Origin of the sequence: Streptomyces endocoffeicus, assembly GCF_016741935.1 — a bacterium.
In the GTDB taxonomy this organism is placed as follows: Bacteria; Actinomycetota; Actinomycetes; order Streptomycetales; family Streptomycetaceae; genus Streptomyces; species Streptomyces endocoffeicus.
This window is the reverse complement of record NZ_JAERRG010000009.1, coordinates 186,770-210,359: the sequence shown is the minus strand read 5'-3', so window position 1 is coordinate 210,359 and position 23,590 is coordinate 186,770. Positions and strand designations below refer to the sequence as shown.

Below are 23,590 nucleotides of genomic sequence, written 5' to 3'. Positions count from 1 at the left end.
GGAGGCACGGCCATGGGCCCGCGACTCGTATTCGACACGTACGACGACATACGCGGCCGGTGCGACACCGCACCGGTCCGGCAGACCGGCAGTAAGCCCGGCTACGACCACGGCGCCATCGTCCCGGGCGACGACTGGGTACCTCTCACCCCCGAGGAGGCCGAGCGGCACCAGGCCGACGACTCGACGCCGGACAGCATCCGCATCGAGCTCGTACACCGACCGCTGCCGCCGCTCGACCCGGACGACCTGTTCGGCCGACTCGAAACCGCCGCCCGCCTCGACCCCCTCAACGGCCGCTGGCCCACCACCCTCCTGGGGTGCGCGTCCCGCCCCGGCAACTGGACCACCACCACAGAGGACGCCGCCACCGGCCGACGCATCGGCCTGCACGTCGACAACTTCGACCGGCTGCCGTACCTCAAACGCCGCCAGGGCCGCCGACGGCTCTGCCTCAATCTCGGCCCCGGCCCGCGCTACCTACTCATCGGCGACCGCGACATCCAGAGGATCTGCCGCACGCTCCACACCGACCTGGAACGGCACCACCCTCACACCGAGGACATCCGCCGATACGTCGCCGCAGGACACCCGCTGCGCTGCCTGCGCATCCGCCTCGATCCGGGCGACGGCTACATAGCTCCGACCGAGTTCCTTGCTCACGACGGCTCGACCGCCGGAATCGACCAGCCCTCCGTCGCCGCCTTCTGGCTCGGCCAGCCACCGAACGCGTCATGACCGATCAGCCGCGAAACCGAGTACAAGGACCGGGAGACCCGAGCTTGGACGCGCGGGCGCTGCACCCCGCGCTCGACCCCGCCATCGCCTGGCCCACGCTCGGCATGTGGGTTCGCTGGGCAGGCGAGCGTCTCGACCTCGTGTCGCTGGCGCCCGCACGTGGCGCCAAAGCGGATCAAGTCCTGCTGCCGTGCTCCCCGGAACTCCTGATACAGCTCGAGAAGATCTCGCTCGGCGGCAGCTGTGCCAGCCTGTACGCCGTGCGCCTGATGAAGGACGGTGCTGACCGCCGTCTGGTGCTCTGCCAGCGAAGGTTTGGAAGGTGCGGTCCGAATCAGCGGATCCGTGTCCTCGATCGCGGAGCCGCTGTACGGGAAGACCCGGGCGGCCATGCTCGCGGCCGGCCGGGAACAGAGAGCCGCAGGGAACCAAGACGAGGCGGCGCAGTGGAGTGCGATGGCCCGTCAACTGCTGATGGCCAAGCGGGCGAGTCGACGCGGACGCAGTGTCCGAACGGTCTCGGGCGGACTGCCGACACTCGGCAAGCACGGATGACTGGAAGGGCGAACTATGACAAAACTCCGGGCATTCCGAAAGATCCAATATCCGACGCTACCGTTACCCACCGAGGCCGACTCCGACGCAGCCCAGCGCATCTTGCGTCGCGTCCGACCCAGCCACGCCCCTCTGCACATCGACGTGGTCCATCTCGTCGATGTGGCCGCACAAACGCGCGAGCAATCGAAGACCGTGACCTGGGACCGCCTGGCCACGATCTCTCTAGGAGGCGGAAAGTGACCACGATCAGAGTCGTCACGTTCAACACCTGGTTCGGCGGCCACGATGACTTCGGACTGGGCGCCGGCGACCGATGGCGTGGTCAGATCGAGTTCCTCAAGAGCCTTGAGGCGGACATCCTCGCGTTGCAGGAGTGTAATTTCTGGGACCTGCTCGGTAACCGGCGCATGTACCAAACCCTCAACGCCCTCGAACTGGGCAGCGCGTATCTCGCGTATGCCAACGAGACCACCAGCGGTCACCGGTTCCACAGCGTGATCATGCTGGGCCGCCGCGTTCGGCTCGCGGCGCAGGGCGCTGACCGGGACCGGTATCACCATGTCATGGGCTGGGCGAACCTGATCCTGCCGGGCCTGGACGGTCTGCTGGAGCTGCGTAACCTGCACCTGGACCCCTTTGACCCGCGTAACCGGGCACGGGAGGTTTCGCCGCTGGGGGTTCTTGCCGCTCCCGGCCGCCGGTCGCTGGTCGTGGGAGACGTCAACACCATCGGCCTCGAATACCCAGAGCCTGACTGGAGGCAGCTATCAGCGCACGCCGTCAACGGACAACTGCGCCTGCCCCGTGAAGACCAGGTCTCCGATCGGGACGCGACCGAACTCCTCGCCCGTGCTGGCTTTACGGACGCCAGCCATCCTTTCCATCAGGAAATGGCCGCAACGGCGGGGTTCGGCGACGGCGACGTGCCCCGGCGCCAGGACCTCATCCTGATGAGCCCGGCGTTGGCCCCGGCACTCATCGGCTACCAGGTGCACCTAGAGCCGGTGAACAAAGGGCTGTCGGACCATGGCGCTGCGAGCGCCGACTTCGACCTGAGCCGCGTCGCCTGAGCACCGCGGTCCTCTCGGATCATCACGCGCTGCTGCGGTGCAGGTAGTGGTGCGTGAACACGTGGTGCACCCACTCCGCTGCTGCGCCCATCAGCGTGCCGCCGGGCCAGTGGTCCGCGGAGGTCAGCTCGAGCCCGGTCGAGGTATAGGCGAGCGGCGGCCGATAGGTGGTGAGCTGCTGGACCAGCGAGGACAGCCGGGAGTCGTCGTCCAGGTCGTGCCGATGCTTGATCAGGCTGTCGCGGACGGTGTCTTCGAGTGACGGCACGCTCCGGTCAGCCAGGCGCGGCGTGAGCGCCGTCAGGATGTCTTCCACCGGCACGCCCTTGGGATCATCGACTAGGGGCTTGGCGTACAGGAGTAGTGCGATGGTTGGCAACGCGAAGGTAAAGGTGCCGCTGCTGTAGGTCTTGGGCCAGACCGGCTCCAACAGCGTCGCAGAGCGACGCACAGACTCTGTCCACCGCCTGTTCCGCCAGTCGTCGCCCTCCGCCACGGTGAGAGCCATTTGGCCTGCCGCCCACCACAGATCCCGCGTGTCAGCCATACTGCCAATCTACGGGCCACGAACTGCCGTGTCCCGCGCCTTCCGGAACTTCCCGAAGGCCCGACGCCGTCTGGCCGTCGGGCTGCTGGCGCGGCGCGGCCTCCCCGACTGTGGTGTGGCCACCGCCCTGGCGTGGGGGCCGCGGCCACGGCGCTGACCGGGACCGGGACTGGTGCCGCTGGCGCCCGATTGCGGACTATGCGGCGAAATCAACCGGAGTGCAGCCGTGAAGGGTCACCGTCACCGGAGTGCAGCCGTGAAGGGTCACCGTCACCGGAGTGCAGCCGTGAAGGGTCACCGTCACCGGAGTGCAGCCGTGAAGGGTCACCGTCACCGGAGTGCAGCCGTGAAGGGTCACCGCCGCACGGGCCGCGAGGGTCCAGCGGATCAGGGGATCGTCGTACTCGACGAGCGTGAGATCTTCGCCGTCGCCGCTGGGGAGGGGCCTCAGGGTCCGGGGGTCGTAGACGATGCCGGCGACGCCCCAGGCCGGGGTGTACTCCACGAGCGAGGCCACATACCCACGCGCCAGGTGTGGGCATTCCCGGATGGCCTCAAGAGCACAAAGTTCGTGGAGCGGGGGCGTCGTGGTCGGCTCACCTTCGGCGAATGGCCTACCGCTCCCAGCGCCTGCCACGAAGAGCTGCCGCTCGTCGCGTCGTGTGCCGACAGTGGATTTGCTGCAGACCTGGCACAGCGTGTGGTTCATCGCCTGGCGCTGGCGCAGCGCATGCACACCATCGAGTAACGGTCGTCCCACTCCGGGCCTGGCCGGCACCCTCACCCATAGCGCGTCTCTCCACCGATCGGCTCGGCTGTACTCGTCCCGGTAGCCGATTCCAACGCCCCCGCGGCCACGCCGCAGCTCGATGGTTCCCGGCAGCATGCGTTCGGCCGACCAGGGCGTGATAAACGGCACCCGGAGGCCGTTCCACACCAGGCGGCGGGGACTCATGCGACAGCTCCAGCTGTGGCTGGGAGCGGACGGTGCGGAGACAGGATTCGTCCGTCCGGCAGCAGCTCACCGGTATCGAAGAGCAGGATGCCGTTGCACAGCAGTGACCTTCTCTGCACATCACTCACCGGTCATCTCCCGGCGGTCCGCACGGCGCGTGCGGCCGTATATGGCCCTGGCTCGGGCGTGGAAGTCCTGGGCAGCGGCTGCATCGTCTTCCTCCTGCGCCAGTTCCGCCAGTGCCTCGAGCGTCGTCCCTTCCTCGGCAACGTCGTCCATGTCACTCAGTGCATCGAGGGCCGAGGAGAGATGGACGCGAGCATTTGTCAGGTCGCCTGCCCGTAAATGTGCCTGGCCCAGAAGCCGCTCAATGAGCGGCTCGACGGTACGGTCGCCTGTCCCCTTGATCATCTCTCGCGCTTTGGAGAGGCAGGTGATGGCCTGTTCATGACGCCCTGCGAGACTTTCCACCTCGCCCAGCGCGGAGAGCCCGCGTGCGATACCCCGGGTGTCGCCGGTCTCCTCCCGGAGGGCAAGCGCGGTACGCAATGCCTTGCTCGCCTGACCCAAATCGCCGAGGTCACGGTGGGCGAGACCAGTGTGGTGGAGCACCAGCGCCTCGCCACGTCGATCGCCGAGTCTACGGCGCAGCGCCTGTGCGTCCTCGAAGACGCGTAGTGCCTCCTCGCACTGGCCGGCCTCGCGCAACGCCACGCCGAGCCCGTTGCTGAGCCGGGCCTCACCCAGCAAGTGGTTGTCAGCGCGTGCACCGTCGAGACCGAGCTGGTGACTACTGATCCAGTCCTGATGGTACGGCCGGTAGATGAACAGAGCCCAGTACGCGTCGGCGAGCTGCCAGACGGCCCGGTGGAGAGCAGACTCTGCCGCGAGCCGTTGCACAGGCAAGAGGTTCGTCCGTTCGCTGTCGAGCCGTGCCAGTGCAGCCCTGGGGGCGGTGAAGGGCTCAACATATGGCGGCGGTCCGGCGTATACCGGCTCGGGGCGCCGCCGCAGGGGATAGAGGACCCGGTCTGCGGCATCCGCGACTGCCAGGTAGTGCTCAACTATCCGCCGTACGATGTCGGCTCGCTGCTCGGCGGTGTCGTCCCTCTGGGCGCGGCTGCGGGCGTGATCCTGGATCAGGTCGTGGAAGCGGTAGCGGTCGGGGGCGGCTGTTGTGAGCAGACTGGCGTCAACCAAGGTTGCCAGGAGGTACGTCACATCATGCACAGGCGGGTGGGCCGCCGCGATGGCTTCGGCGGTATCGGTGCTGAATTCAGAGCCAGGGTGAAGGCCGATTCTGCGGTACAGCTGCCGAGCGTCGTCGTCCAGAAGTGCGTCATATGACTGGTCAAGGCACGCGTTCATGGAAACCTCTTCGTCCGGGGTGGCGGAGGGAAGGGTGGCGAGCAGGCCGGCCACGACACTGGTGATGCTTCGCTCTGGCCGGGTGGCAAGCAGTGCCGCCTCTACGCACACTGCGAGCGGGAAGCGCCCGCACGACATCACCAACTTGCGTGCGGCGGTTTCGTCGGCGGCGACCCGACCTTGCCCGGCGATGCGGCCGAGGAGTTCTACGGCTGAGTCGGTGGTCAGCGGTTCTAGTGACGCCATGGTGGCGCCGTCCAGCAGCAGCGGGGCGAGCTGCCATCGGCTGGTCACCACACAGACGCCGCCCGCGGATGCCGGAATCAGCGGCCTTACCTGGGCAGCGGACTTGGCGTTGTCGCACAGGACCGCGATGCGCCGCCCTGCAGTGACAGTACGAAAGAGGGCAGTCTGCTCGGCAAGATCAGCAGGGACGTGATCGGGCTCCGTCCCCAGGGCGTGGAGAAACCGCGGCAGCACCGTGCTGGGGGCGATCAGGTTGTCTGTTCGATGGCCCTCAAGATCGACGTAGAGCTCTCCGTCAGGGAAGTCATCGCTGTGCCGGTACAACCACGACAGCGCGAGGGCGGTCTTCCCTACTCCTGGAGGTCCGCTGATCACAGTCAGCGACTGGGTGTCGGAGGCCAACGCCGTGTCCAGGACAGCGACGAGGTCGGTGCGATCAGTGAAATGCCTTGGTTGAGGCGGCAATTGGTGGGGGCGTCGGTAGCGGCCCCCGAAGGATCCACCGTGTAGGTGCACGTCACCGTGAATGGTCGCTGCCTGCACGCTCGGACCATGAATAGTCCCGGATAGGCTGTTGTGCGTAGTCTCGGCCGGATGGCTCACGTGGCCTCCACCGCGAGCGGCCGATGCGGCGAGACGATCCGTCCGTCCGGCAGCAGTTCACCGGTGTCCTCGAACTGAAGTACGCCATTACAGAGGAGAGACCAGCCCTGCTCCGGGTAGTGCGCCACGAGATGCGCGGCCTCCCTGTCGGGTGCATCAGCAGCTGGGCACAGTGGCTGATGAGGGCACCTCCGGGCCTCTCCTCCCCTGGAGGCACCGCGGGACGATCCCCGAGGAGCCGGAACCTTCCTCGCGGCTCCTCGCAGGCCGAACTCCCAGGCGCGCATGATGAGATGCGACACGGTCTTGGCACCCATCCGCTTCATCAGCGCGTGCAGGTCCTGGCGCACGGTCGGCAGGTAGAAGCCGGTCCCCGCAGCGATCTCCTCCAGATTCCGGCCGTCGGCCAGACCGAGGAGAATCGACCATTCAGCAGAGGTGAGGGGCTGGACGATCACCCGGACGGGCGAAAGCTCGGGCGGGTCGAGCTCGCCCAAGCCATAAGCCCTGTCGACTAAGCCTGGCAGTTCGGGCGAGCGTAGTTTCCCCATCGCGTCCCTGAGGCAGCGATTGACCATGGCCGTACACACGCCCATCTCTGCGGCCGCTTCGCTGGGGGTCATCCCGCGCGCCGTGAGCTGTACGGCCTCCCGTTCGCGGGGGGACAGCTGCGGGATGGGCAGCTTGGGACTGCCTTGCCGTCGGCTCGCCACGTCTCTTCCTTTCATTCGTCAGGCCGGTGTCCCGTTGATCGGGGTGGGCCCCGTCTGAGGCCCACCCCGTGCCGCCACTCGGCGACTGCTGCACCCCGGCCGCGGGAAAGGGCGCACTCCGCGGCCCGGGGGAGTCGGATGCTGCTATGACTTGCTTGGCCGATCGGGCAGCAGGTCGATGACCGCCGGCCGCGGGTCATACAGCGACGCCAGACTCAGCTCCCTCTCAAGCACGAGGGGGGACACGAGCTGATGACGCATCGGCCGCACCCAGTACGCATCCGGCGGACTGGTGCGATGCAGCGGCGGTACATGGACTTCTCCCGCATTGCCCAGGCATAGCCCGTGGTCGTTGGCCCAGGTCCGTACGGTGCCGGGCGGGACCAGCCACAGCAGTTGCTGATGACGCGGGTCGGCGATCACCGAGGCGCAGTAGAGCTCCGGCCATGCGTGATGGTCCATGCTTCGCAGGACCGCGCTTCCCGTATCTCCGGCGCGGGTGACCACCACATCCCACGATCTGCCCACCGTCCGGTACACCGCGACGTACAGCTCTCGGAGCAGGAGCCCGGGGTGCCGGTCCTGCGTCCTCGGGGCCGCTTGGAAGCACGTCAGGCCACGTCCCACGCGATCACCTCGGCAGCCGGGATCGTGAACCACGTCGTCATGCCGCCGCTACTGACCCCCCACTCCTTGGCGAGCTTGGACACGATGTCCATGCCTCGACCGTGCTCGCTGTCCAGGTCTGGCTCCATCAGCTTGGGCACTCCGGGGGAGCCGTCGCCTACCTCGATGCGTACCTCGTCCTCGGCATAGGAGAAGGCAACGCTGATGTCCTCCCCGTCCCCATGGCGGACGGCGTTGGTGAAAACCTCGCTCACCAGCACCTGAGCCACGTACACGACGCTCTCCGGGATGCGCCAGCCGCTGAGGACGGACTCTGTCAGTTTGCGAACCCCTCCCACCTCTCGCGGATGGGCCGGGATCCAGGCGCTTGAGGGCTCGCGGCGAGGTAGGACCATGGATGTCTCCTCAGATCCCGTGCATGAGCGTCGCTCCGTGGTCATGGCGGGGACGCGAGGCGGCAGGGCCGATAACTGGCGGCCGCGAGGTCCAACCGCTGAATGCCGTGCAATCACCATCGCCCAGTCCTTGCCATCGAGGGGTGCGACTGATGTTGCACACGCGACTCCTCGACGACCGTCACGCAGACGACTGGTCCCGGCGCTCTGCGTGTGCAACGCGTTCAGCATGCCACCAGAATGGTTTCCGTGAAAAGCTGTCAGCAGAATTCTGCTGAAAAGATTCTGTAGGGAACGGCCGTTCGTTGTTGGTGGTGTTCGCGTGACACCGGGATAATCTCGCTCTGTCGCAGAAGTTTCTTGTCAGCGCGGAACACGGGCCGACACACTGCTTAACGTGGGGAGAGGGAATCGCATGATCGAGGACATCGAGTCGGCCACGCCTGCCCTGTGCCGTCTCCACCTCGCCAGCGAGCTGCGTCAACTCCGGCTGGAGGCAGGAGTGAAGGCGGGCGACGTCGTCAGGACGCTCGTGTGGAGTCCATCCAAGCTCAACCGTCTGGAGTCGGCGGAGAACGGCATGGTCGAGCCCGCCGATGTCATCGCGCTGTGCAAGATCTACCAGGCCGACGACGAGACGCTCGCCATCCTCAAGGGCTACGCCGAGGTCACCAAGACCAAGAAGGACTGGTGGAACTCATCGAAGTACAGGCCAGCCGTCAGGCCCCAGTTCCGCGCATTTCTGGGACTGGAAGCTACGGCGGCCACACTGCATACCTACCAATCAGAGTTCGTGCCGGGTCTACTCCAGACTGAGGCATACGTCCGTGTGATCCACCAGCGCGCCCACGAAGGGCTCAGCCCGGAGGAGATCGACAGGCTGGTTGCGGTGCGCATGGCGCGACAGGAGGTGCTGACCCGCAAGAGGGCGCCCCTCCGGCTCACGGCCGTGATCAACGAGGCCGTACTGCGCCGACGAGTGGGCAACGAAACCGTCATGCGGGAGCAGCTCGCTCACATCGCAAAGGTCGCCTCGTGGACCAATGTCCGTGTCCAGGTCGTCCCGTTCGAGGCCGGCGAGCACGATGGGATGAACGGCTCCTTCAGCGTGCTGCAGTTCCCGGACCGCGTCCTCAAGCCCATCGTCTACCTGGAAAACCTGGCCGACACATGGGTCATACGACGCGAGACAGACGTCCACCGATACGAGGAAGTGTTCAACGAGCTGGAAGCGCTCGCTCCCGGGGCGCAAGAGTCCCTGAGTATGATCAAGAAAGCAAGCAAGGAGTTCTGATACCGATGACCACCACGGCTGACGGCCTGACCAGCGCTGCCTGGTTCAAGTCCAGCTACAGCAACAACCAGGGCGCTGAATGCGTCGAAGGAGCCCACCTCAGCGGCGAGATGGCTGTACGTGACTCCAAAGACCCAAGCGGCCCTATCTGCCACTTCTCCGCAGCGGCCTGGGCCCAGTTCATAACCGGGATCAAGACCGGAACGCTCGACGGCGACTTGTAGCGGAAGCTGCGCTACGACGGCCTTCCTCGTGTCGCCCCCGTACCGGGGCTCATGACGGAGCGGTCTCCTCGGACTGAGGGGCCGCTCCATCATGAGGTCGGAGTTGGTGCCACGGCTGGTCTGTGATCAGGCCGTGCTACTCGTGTAGATCATGCGCTCTGCGCTGCGGCAGATGGCCACGTGCTGTCAGCTCGGCTGAGCTGAGCGGCGGCATCCTTGGTCGCTTCGATGAATTTCGGGGGTGCGACAGGCATGCGATCCGAGGGTTTGAGGAGCAGTACGGAGCCCATGATGGAGTCCTGCCACATCACCGGTGCGGCGACGGAGTTCCACCGCGGCATGTGCCCGTGGCGTAGCCCTGGTCGCGGATGTCGACCAGCGATGCCAGCAACTCGGCGTTGCCGGTGATGACGCCGGGGCCCGCCTCCTCGACGACCGGTTCGGCAAGGACTCTTCTCTGTATGGCCGTAGGCAGGTAGGCAAGGATCACGTGGCCGGAGGCACCAGTACGCAGGGAGCGGCTGACGGTGACGACATCCCGTGGGGTCATGCCGACCTCGACCAGGTCTGAATCCCCCACGGCCATGTCGATGCACTGGAGGCGGGCGCCGCCAAAGGGCGCGAGTGCGTAGAGGAGCGCCAAGCCGCCGTCAGAGATCAACCGCAGTTCCTGTAGGACCCGCTGTGTCTGATCCCCGGCGAGGTCGTCAGCGGCCGGACTCATCAAGAAGGAGCACGAGGACGAGATCGCCGAGGTCTGGGCGACCCGAGAAAAGGCGGTCACCGCGGCCGCCGCCGAGACCGAGACCGAGACCGAGGCCGAGGCGAACGACACCCTCACCAACTGGCGCCGTGCCCTGCGCAAGGCTCTGCAGAAGGGCCGTCGCATCACCGGCCACTCCATGCGCCGTGGCTTCATCCAGGCCGCCCTGCATAGCGGGAAACCGCCTCACCACGTCGCCGCTCACTCCCGCCACGCACCCAAGAGCAGAGCATTCTGGGAGTACGTCGACACGATTCCGGACTGGAGCCAGAGCGCGACGATGCATCTGCGGCTCGCAGCATAGGAACAACCGCGGCCGTCGCGGGCGCGGACGGCAGGCGCTCAGGCGTTCCGGAGGACCGGCGCGGATGGCTTCCGCGATCGGCGAAGCGAAGGCGCCCAGGACGTGCGGGTTGAGCGAGGGCGAGAAGGTGAGCATCAGTTCGCCACGGTCCTCGCCGTCTTCGCACAGGGCGTGGTCCTCAACGAGTAGGACGGTGCCCGGCCCGAAGTCGCCCGGACGACCGTCGCGCACGGGTCGAAGAGTTCGTGAAGGCGGGCATCGCTCTGCGGACCAACTGCGACACGAAGTTCCGCCGACTCGACTACGAGGGCGAGGTGGACGGACCTGTCCCCGCGCACGAGGGGCATGGCAATCACGGTGTGTCACCCACCAACCGGGGCGCCCCTCAGTCGGCCTTCCTCGTCCGGCGCCGGCCGCGTTGACGTAGTCGAGCGTCGCCGCCTCGAGTCAGGGCTGTAGCGGGGAAGAGATTGGATGCTTGTTGCCTTGGCTCCTGTATGAACACCGCCTACCCAGGAACCCATTGTTTAGGAATTCTGGGATCTCGGAGTGATTCGATGCGATGGCGCACGTTCTCCACAGCAGATGGCTCACGATTTGTGCGAGACGCGTACCATGCAGTCATCCTCAACAGCCGGATACGGACTAGCAGGTCCATTTCGTGGTCGTTCGCAGGGTCCGACCCATACGCATTAGCGTAGGTTGCGTATGTGTCGTCGTCGTACCACCCGATCTGGTGGTAGGCAACTGCGACCGCAGTATCCCAGCTAGCCGGTCCGACTGCAGCGCGTTCAAAGTCCAGGAGGACCGCTTGTCCGCCGCCCAAGTCGAGGGTATTTCCGGTGTGAGCGTCTCCGTGAATGAACGATTCCGGCCACATGGCACTCAGGGATTCCCACTCAGTTTGGAGTTCCCTTAGATGACGACGTAGGAAATGGCGGTCTTCCGGGGGGATGCCAGTGGCGGCGTCGATGTGTTCGGGGATGCGTGTCCACGGGTCGAGAGTGGATAGGCTAGAGGGCCATGGGGGAGTTTGGCAGTGCAGCGAGCGCAGGAGGATGGCAAGCTGTGACGGTTTGCCAGAGCGTCGTGAGTTGATGAGTTCCCACCAGGTGACTATACGGCCGTGGCACCCAATTAGTTGAGGCAACTCATCGAACGGTCGTACAACCGGAACACCGCATCTGTCGAGCCATCGAGCAACATCCAACTCAGTGGAAAGACGATCACGATGAGTGCCATCAGCTCCAATGCGAGCGACGACTCCGGCCTGCGGGATAGCCACCACAGCGTTGTCAGCTGGTGGCTGGATGACTTCCATACCGGCTGTTTCGAGGCCGAGCCGATCACAGATCGTAGCGGCTGTCTCTAAAGCCCGTTCCCCTGTGAATGCAGGGAGAATGTGCTGTTCCACCGGCCGTCCGTTCTGTCGGGTGTCCTGTGGCGTACGGTACCGGTCGGCACCCGCTCTTACGCAACAGTGAGACTGAACAGATGGACACTCACCTCTAAGTTATTGCAGGTTGGAGCCCTCACCGACACCCCGACTCAGCGACAGCTGACCCGCAGTCTCCTGCACCACCGCTTCACGCCGGGCTGGGCTCACCACCGCCGTCATCACGCCCTCAACGCTCACGCGGTGGCCCCGCCTCCGACGGGGCCACCGCCACAATCGCATTCTTCCCAGGCACCCACACGAATAAATCGGCAGATCAAAGGCCAACACCGCCTAGGGAGAAACATCTACTCAGCCCGATCGCGAGCCGGCGCAGAGTGCAGGTAGTACGCGCGCAGCAGCCTTGCGAATATACGCCTCCAGACGCTTGGGCCCCTCATCCTCATGAGAATCCCTGTATTCGAGGGAAGGCCAGACCTCTACAGTGAAGGCACGGATGCATTCATCATCAAGGTCGATCTTGGCAAGAGCATTCATTCCCACCATCGGATCGAGTTCTTCAGCAACGACAAGTGTGAGAACTTCGCTGGTCATGGTACGGGCAGTATCTGATAGTTCGGGATTGCATCCGAGGTCATTGAGCATATCCCGTATAGCTGTCCTAGCATCACGGTCATCCCAAGTGTTGGCGTTCTGTATCGCTACCTCAACCACGCTTTCGCGGTCCTCGCCAGCGGCCAGAAGATCGCATGCCAGGCGTATGGCACCCGCACGGTCCGGCTGCGACGAAGTGAACGATGCGAGTACGGCATAGGTCCGAGCCCGCAGCTCGGGAGTGATTTCTACCATAACAGCGCACCCTATCGTGTATTTGCTCTCAACCCGGCAAATCCTCGGGCGCAAGCACAGTCTTAGCTCGGCTATTGAATACCTTTACGGCGGAAACTCGGCGAAATGCTACTAATCTGTCCTGGAATTTTTCAAGATAGGTTCGTGTGCGAACCGACCTAATATCGGCGAGAGCTGGAAACGCGGTCGATGCAACAGCGCACGCCTGCTCCACTTCCCCCTCGTCGAGGTACGCATTCGCCAGGACGAAGCGAGTGAAAACAGTGCTCCTGGCGTATTTGTCAAAGTTCCGTGAACGCAATGCGGCAGTCGCGTATCGTTGAGCCTCCCTGCCGTTCCCTAGCGCGGTAAAACAGTGCCCGAATTCATCAAAGAGTTCAGCGCTATTGAAATACTGAAGCCATTCCGGCTCATTCGTCAGGTTTCCTGATGAATAGTGGATCTCCGCCTTCTTGAGGGCTGCGGATGTTAAACGTGCATCGCCTATAGCGGCGTAAGCGCGTGCTTCAACCGCGTGCAGTGCAGCGCGGCCGACTGGGCTCGCTTTGGTTCCCGCGCCTTGGATAGCGGCATGGAGAATGTCCAGCGCTTCACGGTAATTTCCGAGGAAGATGGCCTGATGGGCAAGCGTGCCGAGAATTTTCGCTGCCAACGGGCGGTCGGCAGCCTGGTGAGCCATGTCGACGGCGAGAAGCAGGTAGCGTCGGGCGAGGCTGTGCCGTCCCGTGTCATAAGCGAGGTGCGCCGTACGGTGCGTAGCTACTGCTGCCGCTGAGAATAACTCGCGTCCGACTGCGGCGGTGTACGTACCGCGCAGCAGAGGCAGCAAATCGGAGCGCAAATAGCTCATGACTACAGCGCGGGCCGCGCCGCCTCCGAACTGATTGTCGACAGCGGCGTACCATTCGCTGGTGGCACGTACCCGCGCTACGTCAGCGCGGCGGACTTGCCGGCCAATGCCTACGTTCTCTGGAGGGGCAGCTGGCCGGGCGATCAGCCATCGCAAAACGGGGGCGGCCAAGCTCTCTACTGGAATGGCGGGCAAGCGGAGGCCGTCCTCGTCAATGCCATCTCCCCATAAGACAGCAGCGGTTCTGGCCACTTCCTGGGGAGAGGAAGGACCGCCAAGCCCTAACTTCGGGTCCAGCCTGCCAGCTGAGGCCAGTCCAATGTCTGCCGTGGTGATGATGCGTCCAAGCCTCCGCGACAGTGCCTCGGCGATGAGTTCGGGCGGTACAGAGTAGCCGAGGACCCCAGCTCGCCAGCGCTTGACGGTGGTGTGTGTGCACTTGAGCGTCAGTCCTCGCTCCGCCCCTAGAGTGCGGACTTCCTGGGCCAGTGCCTTGTTTGATAGTCCTGCCTGTTCCATCGCAGCTACCAGATCAGTGTTGCCCGCACGCACGCCGGTGTCCTCGCTGTCGCCCGTACTGCTTGTGGCCATGAACAGACTGTAGTGGGTCAACGCCATCTGTGTGGCTATCCCGTGAACCCCCATGAACCCCCCGCGGACCCTTTGAACCCCTCGTGGACTCCCTCTCCGGCGCGAAATCGTGCTTACCTGGGCTTCCGCAGGTCCCAACTGTGCTGTGGACATTCTGGTGTGCCCTGCGCGCCATTCGGCCATCGGTCTGGCTGGCATCAACTTAGGACAAATTCGATCGGTTGATAGGGGGTTGATGTGACCGAAGTTGCTGAGTCGACCGACGCGAGCGTTGTGAGGTCGAATAAAGCCCGAATCCATGACTATTGGCTCGGGGGAAGCGACCACGGTGTGATCGACCGTGTGACGGTCGAATTGGTACAGCCGCTCGTCCCGCAGATAGTCACAACCGCCGGAAACCGCACCAGCCGCTCCCAGGGGACTCACCTGCGATCTGCAAGATGCTGCCGTGCGGGGCTCGACCGCCCCGTCGCGGTGGCTGGCCGTGGGTGTGACGGGACCGCGCCCCCACTAGACCGGGGCCATCGGCGACGCTCAGACCGCTATCCGTTCCCCGTCGGTCGCGGCCTCGTCACCGGTGGTCCCTCCCTCGCCCTTTCCTGCCGCATTTCCAAGGAATTTCATGCCTGACCATCGTGCGTCGTCCGCCCGACTGGGCGCTCACCGGCGTGGCCGTCGCCGCCGTTCACCGGCCGAGCAGGTCGTCTACCAGCAGGTTCGGGCGGCTGTGGTCGTACCGCTGATGGTCGTGGCGGTGTCCTGGGCCGCGGCATGTGTCGCCTGGCAGGTGGAGCTCGTCCCGGCCGGGACACTGGCGATCTGGGCCGGATGCGGTGTCGCGGCGGCCGTGGGTGTGGGGCTGTGGCGGGCCATGGCCGCGGCTGGGGCTGTGTGCCGGGGCCAGAACCAGTCGGCGGAGGAACTGGTTACCGCTGTGCACTCGGTGAGCCTCGCGGTGCGGATGGTGGCGGAGGACCTGCAACGTGGAGGTAGCCCGTCTGCGCCTCCGCAGCAAGTCGTTTCCCAGGACGGCGGTCCCTTCGACGACGTTCGTACCACCCTCGCCCAGTTGCAAGAGCAGGTGGTGTGCGCGGTGATCCAGGCTCATGAGCGGTCGCGGCTGGCGGTGCTCCATGAGATGTTCCGTCACATCGCCCGGCGGGAGCATGCGCTGGTCGTGCGCCTACTGGACGCGCTGGAGGAAGTGCAGAATCACATCAAGTCCGCGGGCCTGCTGAACAAGGTCTTCCGGATTGACAACTTCGCGGTGAGGCTGCGTCGTCTGGTCGAAAGCCTGGCCATTCTGGGAGGCGAGTCCGCCAGCACGGTACGTCACCCCGTGACCATGACGAACGTGATCCGTGCAGCGATCCAGGCGATCGAGCAGTACGAGCGCGCCCGGGTGGTGCCCGGCTCCACCGATGCCGTACTGGCCCTGCCCGGCCATGTCGCCCCCGATGTCACGCATCTGCTGGCGGAGCTCACGGAGAACGCGACCGAGTTCTCCGACCCGGCCACATCGGTGGAACTGGCGGTCGAACTCGTTCCCGAGGGTCTGGTCATCGAAGTCGTCGACCGTGCCCGGCCCATGCCGATGCACATGCGCGAGGCGATGAACAGGCTGCTCGCCGCCCCGGAAAGCGTCGATATCCGTGAACAGCTGGAGGACGGGCGGATCGGGCTGCTGGTCGTCGGGATGCTCAGAGCGCGGCACGGTATCCATGTCACCCTCAACCGGAATTCCCCCGGTGGGACGACCGCGCGCGTCGTCATTCCGCGGGCTCTGCTCACGCAGGTCGAGCCCGATCCTGTGCTGGTGCTGGCTGGGCCGGCGAGCACTCCTCACCGCCCATCGAGTCCGCCGTCGGCCCCGGCGACCGCGCACGCGGGCACCACGGTCAGCGGGCTGCCCAGGCGGAGCCGACAGACGATGTCCGACTCCGCTACCCCGGAGGTTCCGGCGGAGGCGCCGGGCCGGCCGCGGCTTCCGGTCCGCCCGCCCGCCGTGAGTCTCCCCGACCCCTCTGATGAGGCAGGCCCACAAGCAGCCGCTGGGAGGCCGACGGCGGTCAACACCAACCTCGCCGGCGCCTTCCGCAAGGGGACCCAGCGCTCTCAGCAGACGTCGCCCCAGCAGTCGCCAGACCAGTGACCAAGGCCCCCGCTTGAGGAGGCCATCCCGACCCCAGGAGTCCATCCATGAGCCACGACATCCCTGCCACCGGTACGGCCCCGGATGACCCGCCGGAGCAGATGGAGACGCCCCTCTCGCAGATGGGGTGGCTGGCCGACCGCTTCGTAGAGCGGGTGCCCGGCGTGACGCGGATTCTGCTCGGCACCAGTGACGGGCTGTTGCTGCTCCAGAACAGCAACATGGGCAAGGACACTGCGGACAGCGTGGCCGCAAACATCTCCAGCCAGTTCTCGCTGGGCTGCGGGATTCCTGGCCCCGACGGCCAGTTGTTGCCCCCGACGCAGATCCTGATGGAGCGCCCGGATTGCCTGCTGTTCGTGATGGTTGCCGGCCGGGGACATGCTGCGGCGTTCTCGCACCATCCGGAGGAGCACCGGGGTGGCATGGTTGACACCGTGCTCGGTGTGTTCGCCGACCCTGATGCGGAGCCCGGTGTGATCGCCTACGAGATGGGCCTGCTCATCAAGCAGTTCGCGCACATCATGCAGACGCCGGTCCGTAGGGGGGAACACGGGGTCACTGCGGCCGGGGCGAGTGACACCCCGTGATGAGCCCCGCGCCCGGGGAGCCCTGGAGCGTGGCCGACAGGCTGAGCGTGCGGCCCTACGCGGTCGCGGGCGGCCGCACCCACTCCCCCCACTCCCAGGACCTGAACTTAGACACGGTGGTCGAGCCCGGGGGCGGACGGCCGCCCGATCAGGGCCCGCCCGAGGCCGAGCAGATCCTGCGGCTGTGCCGCAGCCGGCGCCGCTCGATCGCCGAGCTGTCCGGAACGCTGCGCCAGCCGGTCCCGGTGGTGCAGGTCCTGGTCGGCGATCTGCTCGATGCACAGGCCCTGCTGATCCCGGCGAGCGCGTACTCCAACTCCCCGGACGATGTACGAGCCGTACTCGAAGGACTCAAGAGGAAGTGGCCCGATGCCGCCAAATCCAAGGCCGGCTGACCCTGCCGGGGTCAGCCAGTACGCCGCGAAGATCATGGTCGCGGGCGGTCTCGGAGTCGGCAAGACCACCTTCGTCGGGGCCGTCTCCGAGATCACCCCGCTGACCACAGAGGCCCCCATGACCGAGGCCAGCGCCCAGGTCGACAGTCTGGAGGGAGTGGAGGACAAGACCACCACGACCGTGGCCCTGGATTTCGGCCGCATCACATTCGACGGCGATCCGCCGTTCGAGCTGTTCCTTTTCGGGACGCCGGGCCAGCCCCGGTACCTCCCCATGTGGGACTACCTGGCCTCCGGTGCGATCGGCGCCGTGGTGCTGGTCGACACCCGGCGCCTGGAGGTCAGCTTCGCTGCCGTGGACCACTTCGAGAAGCGCGGTCTGCCGTTCGTCATCGCCATCAACCAGTTCGAGGGTGCCACCCGCTATCCCGAGGACGAGATCCGTGACGCGCTGCGTCTCGGCTCCGGCGTCCCGGTCATCGTCTGCGATGCCCGGCACGGCAGTTCAGCCGCCGGGGTGCTCATCACCCTCGCCGAACACGCCCTGCTCGCCCCTATCGTCGCCGCTCCCGTCGCATTGGACTGTCATTCATGACCTCCGACCACGACCGCCCTGAGAGCGTCCTGGCCGCACCCGGCCAGGACCTCGCTCAACTGCACGCCCGGCAGGAACTCCTCGCCCAGCACGGTGTGTGCGTCACCAGCCCCGACGCTGTCTTTGACGCCATCGCCGACGCCCTGGCCATCGCAACGGGGTTCCCGTATGCCATGGTCAACTTCTATCTGGACCGGCAGCGTTTCGCCGGTCTGCACAACCCGCCCCCCGAGAGCGGGCTGCCTCCCGTGGACCGGACCATGGACATCCGGCACGGCTGGTGTCCCCATGTAGTGAAGCGGAAGCTGGGTCTGCCGCTTCATGACGTGCACGCCAGTCACCGCTACTCCGGCAATTTCGTGGTCGACGCCATCGGCATCAACGCCTACGTCGGCGACCCACTCATCTATCCAGGCACCAACATCGTCCTCGGCACGGTGTGCGTGATCGACGTGCACAAACATCCGGAGTCGGACGCCGATCGGCTCATGGGACAGGTAGAGATCGCCACGGCCGAGGTCATGGCCGACATCCGTGCCCGGGTCCGGCCGGAGCGTCTGACAGAGCACCGCGCGGCTTCCGGAAGCGGTGGCCGATCCGGGGCGACGCCCTTCCCTCACCTCCCTCACCCACACGAGCGTCCGGGGCTCACGCCGGGCCGTTCTGCTCTATCTCCACGCGCCCTCGAGGAAGGGAACCGACCATGCCCGCCGCCTCCGCCCCCCTCTTCCAGCCGTACCTGACCGAGGACCACCGGGATCTCCAGCGCCATGTCGAGGACGTCGTGACCGCCGCCATTGCCCCGCTCGCGCCGCTGATGGAGGCTCGCGGCCCACACACCGACCGTGAGGTGCGTCAGATCGTCAGCGAGACGGGATGGCTCGGGCTGCTCATCGAGCCGGAGTGGGGCGGCATGGACGCAGGGCACGTGGCAAAAACGGTGGTGCTCGCGGGGATATCCGAGGTCAGCCCCGCCGCCGGCGCCATCCTGCAAGCCTCCATCCTCGGTGCCGCCCCGATCGTCGAGCGGGGGAGTGAGGAGATGCGGCGTGCCTGGCTGCCCGAGATAGCCGCCGGGCGGGTGTGGCCGACCATAGCGGTGACGGAGCCCGAGACGGGCAGCCACGTCCAGGGGATGACCACCACCGCCCGCCGGAGGGGCAGGTCGGGCTTCGTCATCGAGGGGGAGAAGGACCTGATCGGCAACGCGGCCCTGGGTGATGTCCACTGCGTCGTCGCCCGTACCGGCAAGCCAGGTGCCCCGAGGAGTCTGACCGCGTTCCTGGTCGAGCAGCACATGCCCGGCCTGGAAGTCATACGAAGGCCCCTCAACGGCCTCCACGGCTTCGGCGCCGACGAGCTCCGTTTCAACCAGGTGCACGTCCCTACGAGCCACATCATCGGCGAGATCGGCGACGGCCAGGACATCGCCCTGCTGTCCTCCGTCGTCTGGGGGCGCCTCAACCTCGCCGCCGTCGCGCTTGGCATCCATCGGAGCCTTTTCGAGGCGACAACCCGATGGGTATCCACCCGGCCCCGCTACGCCGGACACCTGGCCGACCTGGAGCCGGTCCGCCGCCGGGTAGCTGAAATATGGCACCGGCTCATGACCGCGGAACTGGTCGCCTACCACGCCGCTTATCTCCTTGACCAGGGCCAGCCGTGCGATGCCTGGCTCATCAACAGCAAGCTCACCGCCGTCCGCGCGGGCGTCCGGTCCGCGAACGATGCCCAGCAGCTCCACGGCGGCCACGCCGGACGCATCGGCACCCCGTGCGAGCAGCTGAAACGTGACATCGATCTGATCAACGCCCCCGCGGGCCCTGAAGACCTCCAGCTCAAGCGCCTTGCAGAGCAGGCACTGGGCCCCGCGCGAGCCGAATGGTCCGTGCAGCACGCCATCCGCCGCAGTGCACGTCGGCGCGCACCGACCGTGACCGCCGGTCCTGATCCTGCCTCGTAAGCGCTGGCGCTGGACGAACTGCCCACCCCATCTGGAGAGATCCGCGACGCCCTGATCAGCCTGATCGGCCACCGCTTCCACTCCACCCCGCCCACTCTGCAGAAAGCCCTACCCCGTGACACTCCTGTCGGCCAGGCCCTCCACGTCGATCGACTTATTCGGCGACGCGGCACTGCACGACCCCTACCCGCTCTACGCGGGACTGCGCCAGCTCGGCCCGGCCGTACGGCTGGAGCAGCTCGGCGAGGTCTGGGCCATCTCCCGCTACGCGGATGTGCAGGCAGCCCTGGCCGACCCCGGGCGCTTCAGCAGCGCGCGGGTGGCGCTCACCGACATCGCCAACGATGCCCTGGCCGGCAGCGTGCTGGCCTCCGACGGAGCCGACCACGCGCGCCTGCGCAGGGTGCTCTCCCCCCAGCTCGCCCGCCACGCCTTCAACGGCCTCCACGGGGTCATCCGGCGGCACGCGGACCAACTGGTCGCCGAGGTCGTCCAGCGGGGCCGCTTCGATGCCGTCTCCGACCTCGCCCTCCCTCTCGTCGGTCAGATCATCACCTATCTGGCGGGTCTGCCCGGCCGGGACCGGGACCAGCTGGTGGCCTGGGCCGAGGGAGTCTTCTCCGCCTTCGGTCCCGACACCCGCCGCACCCGGGCCGCATTCCCTCTCGCCCAGACCATGGTCGACTACCTCGCCACCTCCGCGACCCGCGAGAGGGTCCGTCCCGGCAGCTGGCTCGCCGAGGTCTACGCCGCTGCCGACCGGGGTGAGATCGCCGAAGCGGAATGCATCCCTCTGGCCAGTGCCTACCTCGTGGCCGGCGCCGAGCTCACGATCCACGCCATCACCACCCTCCTCGGACTTCTGGCCCGCACCCCCCGGCAATGGCGGTCCCTGCACCGGCGCGCCCACGACTCCGCATTCCTCGGCGCCGCTGTCCGCGAGGCTCTGCGGTACGACGCGCCCGTGCAGTGGGTCTGCCGCACGGTCACCCAGGACACTTCCGTCAGCGGCGTCCCCCTCAGCGCGGGGTCACAGGTCCTCCTGCTGTACGGGTCGGCCAACCGCGACGACACCGTCTGGGGTCCCACCGCCGACCAGTTCCGCATGCGCCGCAGCGGCATCCGCCGCACCGGCACTGACCACCTGGCCCTCGGCCACGGCCCGCACTCCTGCGCGGGAGGCCACCTCGCCCATATGAAGATCACCGCCGTGCTCGGCGCCCTCGCCCGCGCCACCCCCACCCTGCGCCTGGTGCCCTCCGCTCCTCCCTGCCGCCAGCTCAACAACACGATCCGGGGCTGGGTCAGCCTCCCCCTGACCACCACCCCCGCTCGCTGACCGCTCCCGGCGCAGTGAATGCCGGCGCTGCCGCACGGGCCATGAACTGCCCACCCACCACCATCTGGAGACCCACCCGTGACCGTGATCGACGTCCTTGATGAGACCGCGCGCGAGCATCATCTCGCCGCCCAGATCACAGGGATGCTGACGGATACCGCCGAGCTGGTGTCGGACATCACCGCGCTGACTCCACCGCCCGTGCTGAGGTTCCGCCTGATGAGCCCCGCGGCGTGGAGCGCGGAATCAATGGCGTACCTGCGCCGCGAGATCGAGGGCCGCTTCGCCAAGTCGGCACCGTCCCCCGAAGAGGAAGCCGAGGCACGCACGGCAGAGCGCCTCTACCGCACAGGGACGGCGGACATCTGGTGGATGACGCACGGCAGCACGGTGCTCGACAGCGCCGGTCGACCGCAGACGCTCATCGCGCCCAAAGCCCTGCACCACACCGGACTGCGCTACGCCAGCAACGAGCTGTACCGATTCGTCCTGCACGAGAGCGTCCACCAGTGGCAGATAACCGCCAGCCGCGGCGCGGTCATGCCCCTTCCGATCCTGAAACGCGACATCAGGCAGCCCGACCGGGCCCTGATGCACCTCGTCGAAGGGCACGCCGAATGGGTGGTTCAGCAGGTCGCAGGCCGTCTGTTCGGACCGGGCCGGACGCCTGCGCCGTTGCGGCGGTCGTGGCGCTACCGGAAGCAGACCGCGGTGATCCAGTGGCTGGCCCGCAGAGTCGCGCAGCCTGCCGCCCTCGAGCAAGCCGGGGACCGGATGGAGCGTATACGCAGCGACGGCCTTCGCTGGGTGGAATCCGTCGTCGAGGGCATCGGCGTGATCCCGTTCAGCAAAGTCTGGGAGGACCAGTGGTGCCTTCCCACGGAGGATGAAATCGCCGATGTCGAGCAGTGGTTCCACCGCGTAGGCTTTTGAGCAAATTGCTCATTGCTGACGATTTCATGTCGTATGTCTCTCGGGTTCGCGAACCACGGCACGCGACGTGGAAGGCGCTCCGTCCGTATCTGGTGCGGCTTTCACGGTCGCCGCATGAACCGGTCGTCTGTTCTCTCTCCGTCGGGGACTCCGGGGGAGGACTCCGCGGTCATAGCGTGCCGACGCGTTCGCCGGAGAGCGGCGGAAGCGGTGGCCGCTCGGCCCAGTCCCCTCCCGCCCTTCGCTCAATGCCAGGCCCGAGCGTTGCCTGCCAGTACGCAGGCGCCCGAGCTGCCACGAGCTGAGCAACACACGCGGACCCCCTGCCCCTGGCCGTCACCGACGACAGGACACCCAGCCTCGGCGCGATGAACAAGATCATCGCCCTTGAGAAGGAAGCCCAATGCCTCACACATACATTGCGACCAGACCGCACCGCGCCGGTGCGGCATACCGTCCCGGCCTCTCTCGCGCCCTCGCCACGCCCACTGCGGCCCACACCAATGAGACGGGAGGGCAGCCGTGACGGCCATCGATGTGCGGGACGAGACCGGGAATCACGCCGCCCTGACCGAACAGATCCACGAGGTCATCACCCACGCGGCGCCCCTGGTCGAACAGGTCACCGGCCTCCGACTGCCGAGCACCGTCACCTACCGGATCATGGACATGAAGTCCTGGGGACAAGCGCTCGGCGGCTACTACGGCCGGCTGGCTCGGCGGGATACCGCCGGCATGACGCTCACCCCGCTGGAGCAGCGCAAGGTTGACTCATACTCCAGCGCGGGGGCCACGACGGCCAGAGTGACAGGGACTTTGGACGACTCGCTGACGGTGACCGACAGCATCGGCCGCCCCCAGACCCTGATCGTTCCTGAAGCTCTGCACCACCAAGGCGTCCTGGCCGTCCCAGAGGCGCTGAGCGAGCGGGTCGTCCGAGCCCTCGCTCAACAAGCGCAGCTCACCGAGGCCACCGTGCTCCCACCGAGGATCTGGCCACTGGAAGGGGCATGGTGGAGCCGATTGGCGAGCCTTGTGTTCGGTCACGCGAACTGGGTCGGCCACGAGGTCACGCCTCACCTCCCCGGGAAGCCGACCACCGGTCTTCGCCTGCCGAGATCCACGCGCTACAGGGTGCAATCCCTTTTTGCCCATCTACTCGACCCGGGTATCTCAAAACGCGAGCTCCAGGCAGAGCGATTTATTGCCCATGTCCTCACACACAGCAACTTAGGGCTGTTCAACCGGGTATGGACCGACGCCGAATGGGTGCCGACGCTCGACGAATTCGCCCAGCCCCATACCTGGCTACGTCGCATCGACGGAGGATAAACACCGGCTCGACCGCTATTGGCCTTTGACGCCGCAACCGTCGGGGCCCCCTTACTGCCCCTCCCCACGGGGGCAGCCTGCCGACCCGGCAGGCCCCGCTGCACACGACCACACTCCTCGGGCCATGCCCGGTCGTGTGCAGCGGACACCCTCACCTCCGCAGCCGCACCGACGACGGACCAATCTGCCCCGTAAGGAAA

General features: G+C 66.4%; 22 protein-coding genes and 2 pseudogenes. 13 read left to right on the top strand and 11 right to left on the bottom strand.

Annotated features, from left to right (window positions below; translation table 11 throughout):
• Positions 1-12 precede the first annotated feature (12 nt).
• Positions 13-738: a hypothetical protein gene (locus tag JK364_RS23320; RefSeq protein ID WP_201853098.1), complete on the top strand. Its 726-nt coding sequence runs from the start codon at positions 13-15 to the stop codon at positions 736-738.
• A 794-nt stretch (positions 739-1,532) separates the two neighbouring features.
• Positions 1,533-2,366, top strand: a complete 834-nt coding sequence (locus tag JK364_RS23315) for an endonuclease/exonuclease/phosphatase family protein (protein ID WP_201853097.1) — start codon at positions 1,533-1,535, stop codon at positions 2,364-2,366.
• Between the two features lie 22 nt (positions 2,367-2,388).
• Here JK364_RS23315 and JK364_RS23310 read toward each other — a convergent pair whose 3' ends face one another.
• The 7 genes and pseudogenes from JK364_RS23310 to JK364_RS23285 all read right to left on the bottom strand — a co-directional run bounded on the left by JK364_RS23310 (position 2,389) and on the right by JK364_RS23285 (position 7,820).
• The gene (locus tag JK364_RS23310; protein WP_201853096.1) at positions 2,389-2,913 is read right to left on the bottom strand and encodes a hypothetical protein; all 525 of its coding nucleotides are present in this window, start codon (positions 2,911-2,913) and stop codon (positions 2,389-2,391) included.
• A 196-nt stretch (positions 2,914-3,109) separates the two neighbouring features.
• Positions 3,110-3,868, bottom strand: coding sequence for a hypothetical protein (locus tag JK364_RS23305; protein WP_201853095.1), 759 nt, complete (start codon positions 3,866-3,868; stop codon positions 3,110-3,112).
• Positions 3,865-3,975, bottom strand: a pseudogene (locus tag JK364_RS55420) (DUF5999 family protein); the annotation flags it as partial. The pseudogene JK364_RS55420 and the gene JK364_RS23305, both read right to left, overlap by 4 nt.
• Positions 3,976-3,988: 13 nt before the next feature.
• On the bottom strand, positions 3,989-5,884 hold the full coding sequence (locus JK364_RS23300) for a tetratricopeptide repeat protein (protein ID WP_201853094.1): 1,896 nt from the start codon (positions 5,882-5,884) through the stop codon (positions 3,989-3,991).
• Positions 5,885-6,081: 197 nt separating this feature from the next.
• Positions 6,082-6,273: pseudogene (locus JK364_RS57605) on the bottom strand (DUF5999 family protein); the annotation flags it as partial.
• A gap of 669 nt (positions 6,274-6,942) precedes the next feature.
• A complete protein-coding gene (locus JK364_RS23290) occupies positions 6,943-7,260 on the bottom strand; it encodes a hypothetical protein (protein WP_201853093.1) in 318 nt (105 codons plus the stop codon).
• Positions 7,261-7,409: 149 nt separating this feature from the next.
• Positions 7,410-7,820, bottom strand: a complete 411-nt coding sequence (locus tag JK364_RS23285) for an ATP-binding protein (RefSeq protein ID WP_201853092.1) — start codon at positions 7,818-7,820, stop codon at positions 7,410-7,412.
• A gap of 415 nt (positions 7,821-8,235) precedes the next feature.
• On the opposite strand from JK364_RS23285, the gene JK364_RS23280 reads away from it, so the two are divergent.
• Positions 8,236-9,114, top strand: coding sequence for a helix-turn-helix domain-containing protein (locus JK364_RS23280; protein WP_201853091.1), 879 nt, complete (start codon positions 8,236-8,238; stop codon positions 9,112-9,114).
• A 5-nt stretch (positions 9,115-9,119) separates the two neighbouring features.
• Positions 9,120-9,338, top strand: a complete 219-nt coding sequence (locus tag JK364_RS23275) for a DUF397 domain-containing protein (protein WP_201853090.1) — start codon at positions 9,120-9,122, stop codon at positions 9,336-9,338.
• A 307-nt stretch (positions 9,339-9,645) separates the two neighbouring features.
• Here the strand turns inward: JK364_RS23275 and JK364_RS23270 are convergent, their stop codons facing one another.
• The 4 genes from JK364_RS23270 to JK364_RS23255 all read right to left on the bottom strand — a co-directional run bounded on the left by JK364_RS23270 (position 9,646) and on the right by JK364_RS23255 (position 14,091).
• Positions 9,646-10,242, bottom strand: coding sequence for an IclR family transcriptional regulator domain-containing protein (locus JK364_RS23270; RefSeq protein ID WP_230992383.1), 597 nt, complete (start codon positions 10,240-10,242; stop codon positions 9,646-9,648).
• Between the two features lie 671 nt (positions 10,243-10,913).
• Positions 10,914-11,726: a phosphotransferase enzyme family protein gene (locus tag JK364_RS58090; RefSeq protein WP_372461978.1), complete on the bottom strand. Its 813-nt coding sequence runs from the start codon at positions 11,724-11,726 to the stop codon at positions 10,914-10,916.
• 426 nt (positions 11,727-12,152) lie between these two features.
• Positions 12,153-12,395, bottom strand: a complete 243-nt coding sequence (locus JK364_RS23260) for a hypothetical protein (RefSeq protein ID WP_201853088.1) — start codon at positions 12,393-12,395, stop codon at positions 12,153-12,155.
• 283 nt (positions 12,396-12,678) lie between these two features.
• Positions 12,679-14,091 (bottom strand): NsdA family TPR-like regulatory protein, encoded by a 1,413-nt coding sequence (locus tag JK364_RS23255; protein ID WP_201853087.1) that lies wholly within the window; start codon positions 14,089-14,091, stop codon positions 12,679-12,681.
• A gap of 943 nt (positions 14,092-15,034) precedes the next feature.
• Between JK364_RS23255 and JK364_RS23245 the strand changes: the two genes are divergently transcribed.
• The 9 genes from JK364_RS23245 (at position 15,035) to JK364_RS23205 (ending at position 23,390) form a co-directional block, all read left to right on the top strand.
• A complete protein-coding gene (locus JK364_RS23245; protein WP_201853085.1) occupies positions 15,035-16,243 on the top strand; it encodes an ATP-binding protein in 1,209 nt (402 codons plus the stop codon).
• Between the two features lie 47 nt (positions 16,244-16,290).
• The gene (locus tag JK364_RS23240; RefSeq protein WP_201853084.1) at positions 16,291-16,833 is read left to right on the top strand and encodes a roadblock/LC7 domain-containing protein; all 543 of its coding nucleotides are present in this window, start codon (positions 16,291-16,293) and stop codon (positions 16,831-16,833) included.
• Positions 16,834-16,862: 29 nt separating this feature from the next.
• Positions 16,863-17,228, top strand: coding sequence for a DUF742 domain-containing protein (locus JK364_RS23235; protein ID WP_307841366.1), 366 nt, complete (start codon positions 16,863-16,865; stop codon positions 17,226-17,228).
• Complete coding sequence (locus tag JK364_RS23230) at positions 17,203-17,823, top strand: GTP-binding protein (RefSeq protein WP_201853082.1); 621 nt, start codon at positions 17,203-17,205, stop codon at positions 17,821-17,823. Before JK364_RS23235 ends, JK364_RS23230 begins: the two co-directional genes overlap by 26 nt.
• Positions 17,820-18,566 carry a GAF domain-containing protein gene (locus tag JK364_RS23225; protein WP_201853081.1) on the top strand — a complete coding sequence of 249 codons (747 nt, stop codon included), beginning with the start codon at positions 17,820-17,822 and terminating at the stop codon, positions 18,564-18,566. The genes JK364_RS23230 and JK364_RS23225 overlap by 4 nt, the downstream gene beginning before the upstream one ends.
• Positions 18,527-19,786: an acyl-CoA dehydrogenase family protein gene (locus JK364_RS23220; protein WP_201853080.1), complete on the top strand. Its 1,260-nt coding sequence runs from the start codon at positions 18,527-18,529 to the stop codon at positions 19,784-19,786. The genes JK364_RS23225 and JK364_RS23220 overlap by 40 nt, the downstream gene beginning before the upstream one ends.
• Before the next feature lie 115 nt (positions 19,787-19,901).
• The gene (locus JK364_RS23215) at positions 19,902-21,125 is read left to right on the top strand and encodes a cytochrome P450 (RefSeq protein WP_201853079.1); all 1,224 of its coding nucleotides are present in this window, start codon (positions 19,902-19,904) and stop codon (positions 21,123-21,125) included.
• A gap of 78 nt (positions 21,126-21,203) precedes the next feature.
• Positions 21,204-22,058, top strand: a complete 855-nt coding sequence (locus tag JK364_RS57600; protein WP_201853078.1) for a zinc-dependent metalloprotease — start codon at positions 21,204-21,206, stop codon at positions 22,056-22,058.
• Between the two features lie 522 nt (positions 22,059-22,580).
• Positions 22,581-23,390, top strand: a complete 810-nt coding sequence (locus tag JK364_RS23205) for a zinc-dependent metalloprotease (RefSeq protein WP_201853077.1) — start codon at positions 22,581-22,583, stop codon at positions 23,388-23,390.
• Positions 23,391-23,590 lie beyond the last annotated feature (200 nt).

What these genes read in the sequence shown, in the direction of transcription:
- JK364_RS23320 (WP_201853098.1), top strand. Translation starts at nt 13, where the DNA reads ATGGGCCCGCGACTCGTATTCGACACGTACGACGACATACGCGGCCGG.
- JK364_RS23310 (WP_201853096.1), bottom strand. Translation starts at nt 2,913, where the DNA reads ATGGCTGACACGCGGGATCTGTGGTGGGCGGCAGGCCAAATGGCTCTC.
- JK364_RS23305 (WP_201853095.1), bottom strand. Translation starts at nt 3,868, where the DNA reads ATGAGTCCCCGCCGCCTGGTGTGGAACGGCCTCCGGGTGCCGTTTATC.
- JK364_RS23290 (WP_201853093.1), bottom strand. Translation starts at nt 7,260, where the DNA reads ATGGACCATCACGCATGGCCGGAGCTCTACTGCGCCTCGGTGATCGCC.
- JK364_RS23285 (WP_201853092.1), bottom strand. Translation starts at nt 7,820, where the DNA reads ATGGTCCTACCTCGCCGCGAGCCCTCAAGCGCCTGGATCCCGGCCCAT.
- JK364_RS23280 (WP_201853091.1), top strand. Translation starts at nt 8,236, where the DNA reads ATGATCGAGGACATCGAGTCGGCCACGCCTGCCCTGTGCCGTCTCCAC.
- JK364_RS23275 (WP_201853090.1), top strand. Translation starts at nt 9,120, where the DNA reads ATGACCACCACGGCTGACGGCCTGACCAGCGCTGCCTGGTTCAAGTCC.
- JK364_RS23270 (WP_230992383.1), bottom strand. Translation starts at nt 10,242, where the DNA reads ATGGAGTGGCCGGTGATGCGACGGCCCTTCTGCAGAGCCTTGCGCAGG.
- JK364_RS58090 (WP_372461978.1), bottom strand. Translation starts at nt 11,726, where the DNA reads ATGGAAGTCATCCAGCCACCAGCTGACAACGCTGTGGTGGCTATCCCG.
- JK364_RS23260 (WP_201853088.1), bottom strand. Translation starts at nt 12,395, where the DNA reads ATGACCAGCGAAGTTCTCACACTTGTCGTTGCTGAAGAACTCGATCCG.
- JK364_RS23255 (WP_201853087.1), bottom strand. Translation starts at nt 14,091, where the DNA reads ATGGCCACAAGCAGTACGGGCGACAGCGAGGACACCGGCGTGCGTGCG.
- JK364_RS23240 (WP_201853084.1), top strand. Translation starts at nt 16,291, where the DNA reads ATGAGCCACGACATCCCTGCCACCGGTACGGCCCCGGATGACCCGCCG.
- JK364_RS23230 (WP_201853082.1), top strand. Translation starts at nt 17,203, where the DNA reads ATGCCGCCAAATCCAAGGCCGGCTGACCCTGCCGGGGTCAGCCAGTAC.
- JK364_RS23225 (WP_201853081.1), top strand. Translation starts at nt 17,820, where the DNA reads ATGACCTCCGACCACGACCGCCCTGAGAGCGTCCTGGCCGCACCCGGC.
- JK364_RS23220 (WP_201853080.1), top strand. Translation starts at nt 18,527, where the DNA reads ATGCCCGCCGCCTCCGCCCCCCTCTTCCAGCCGTACCTGACCGAGGAC.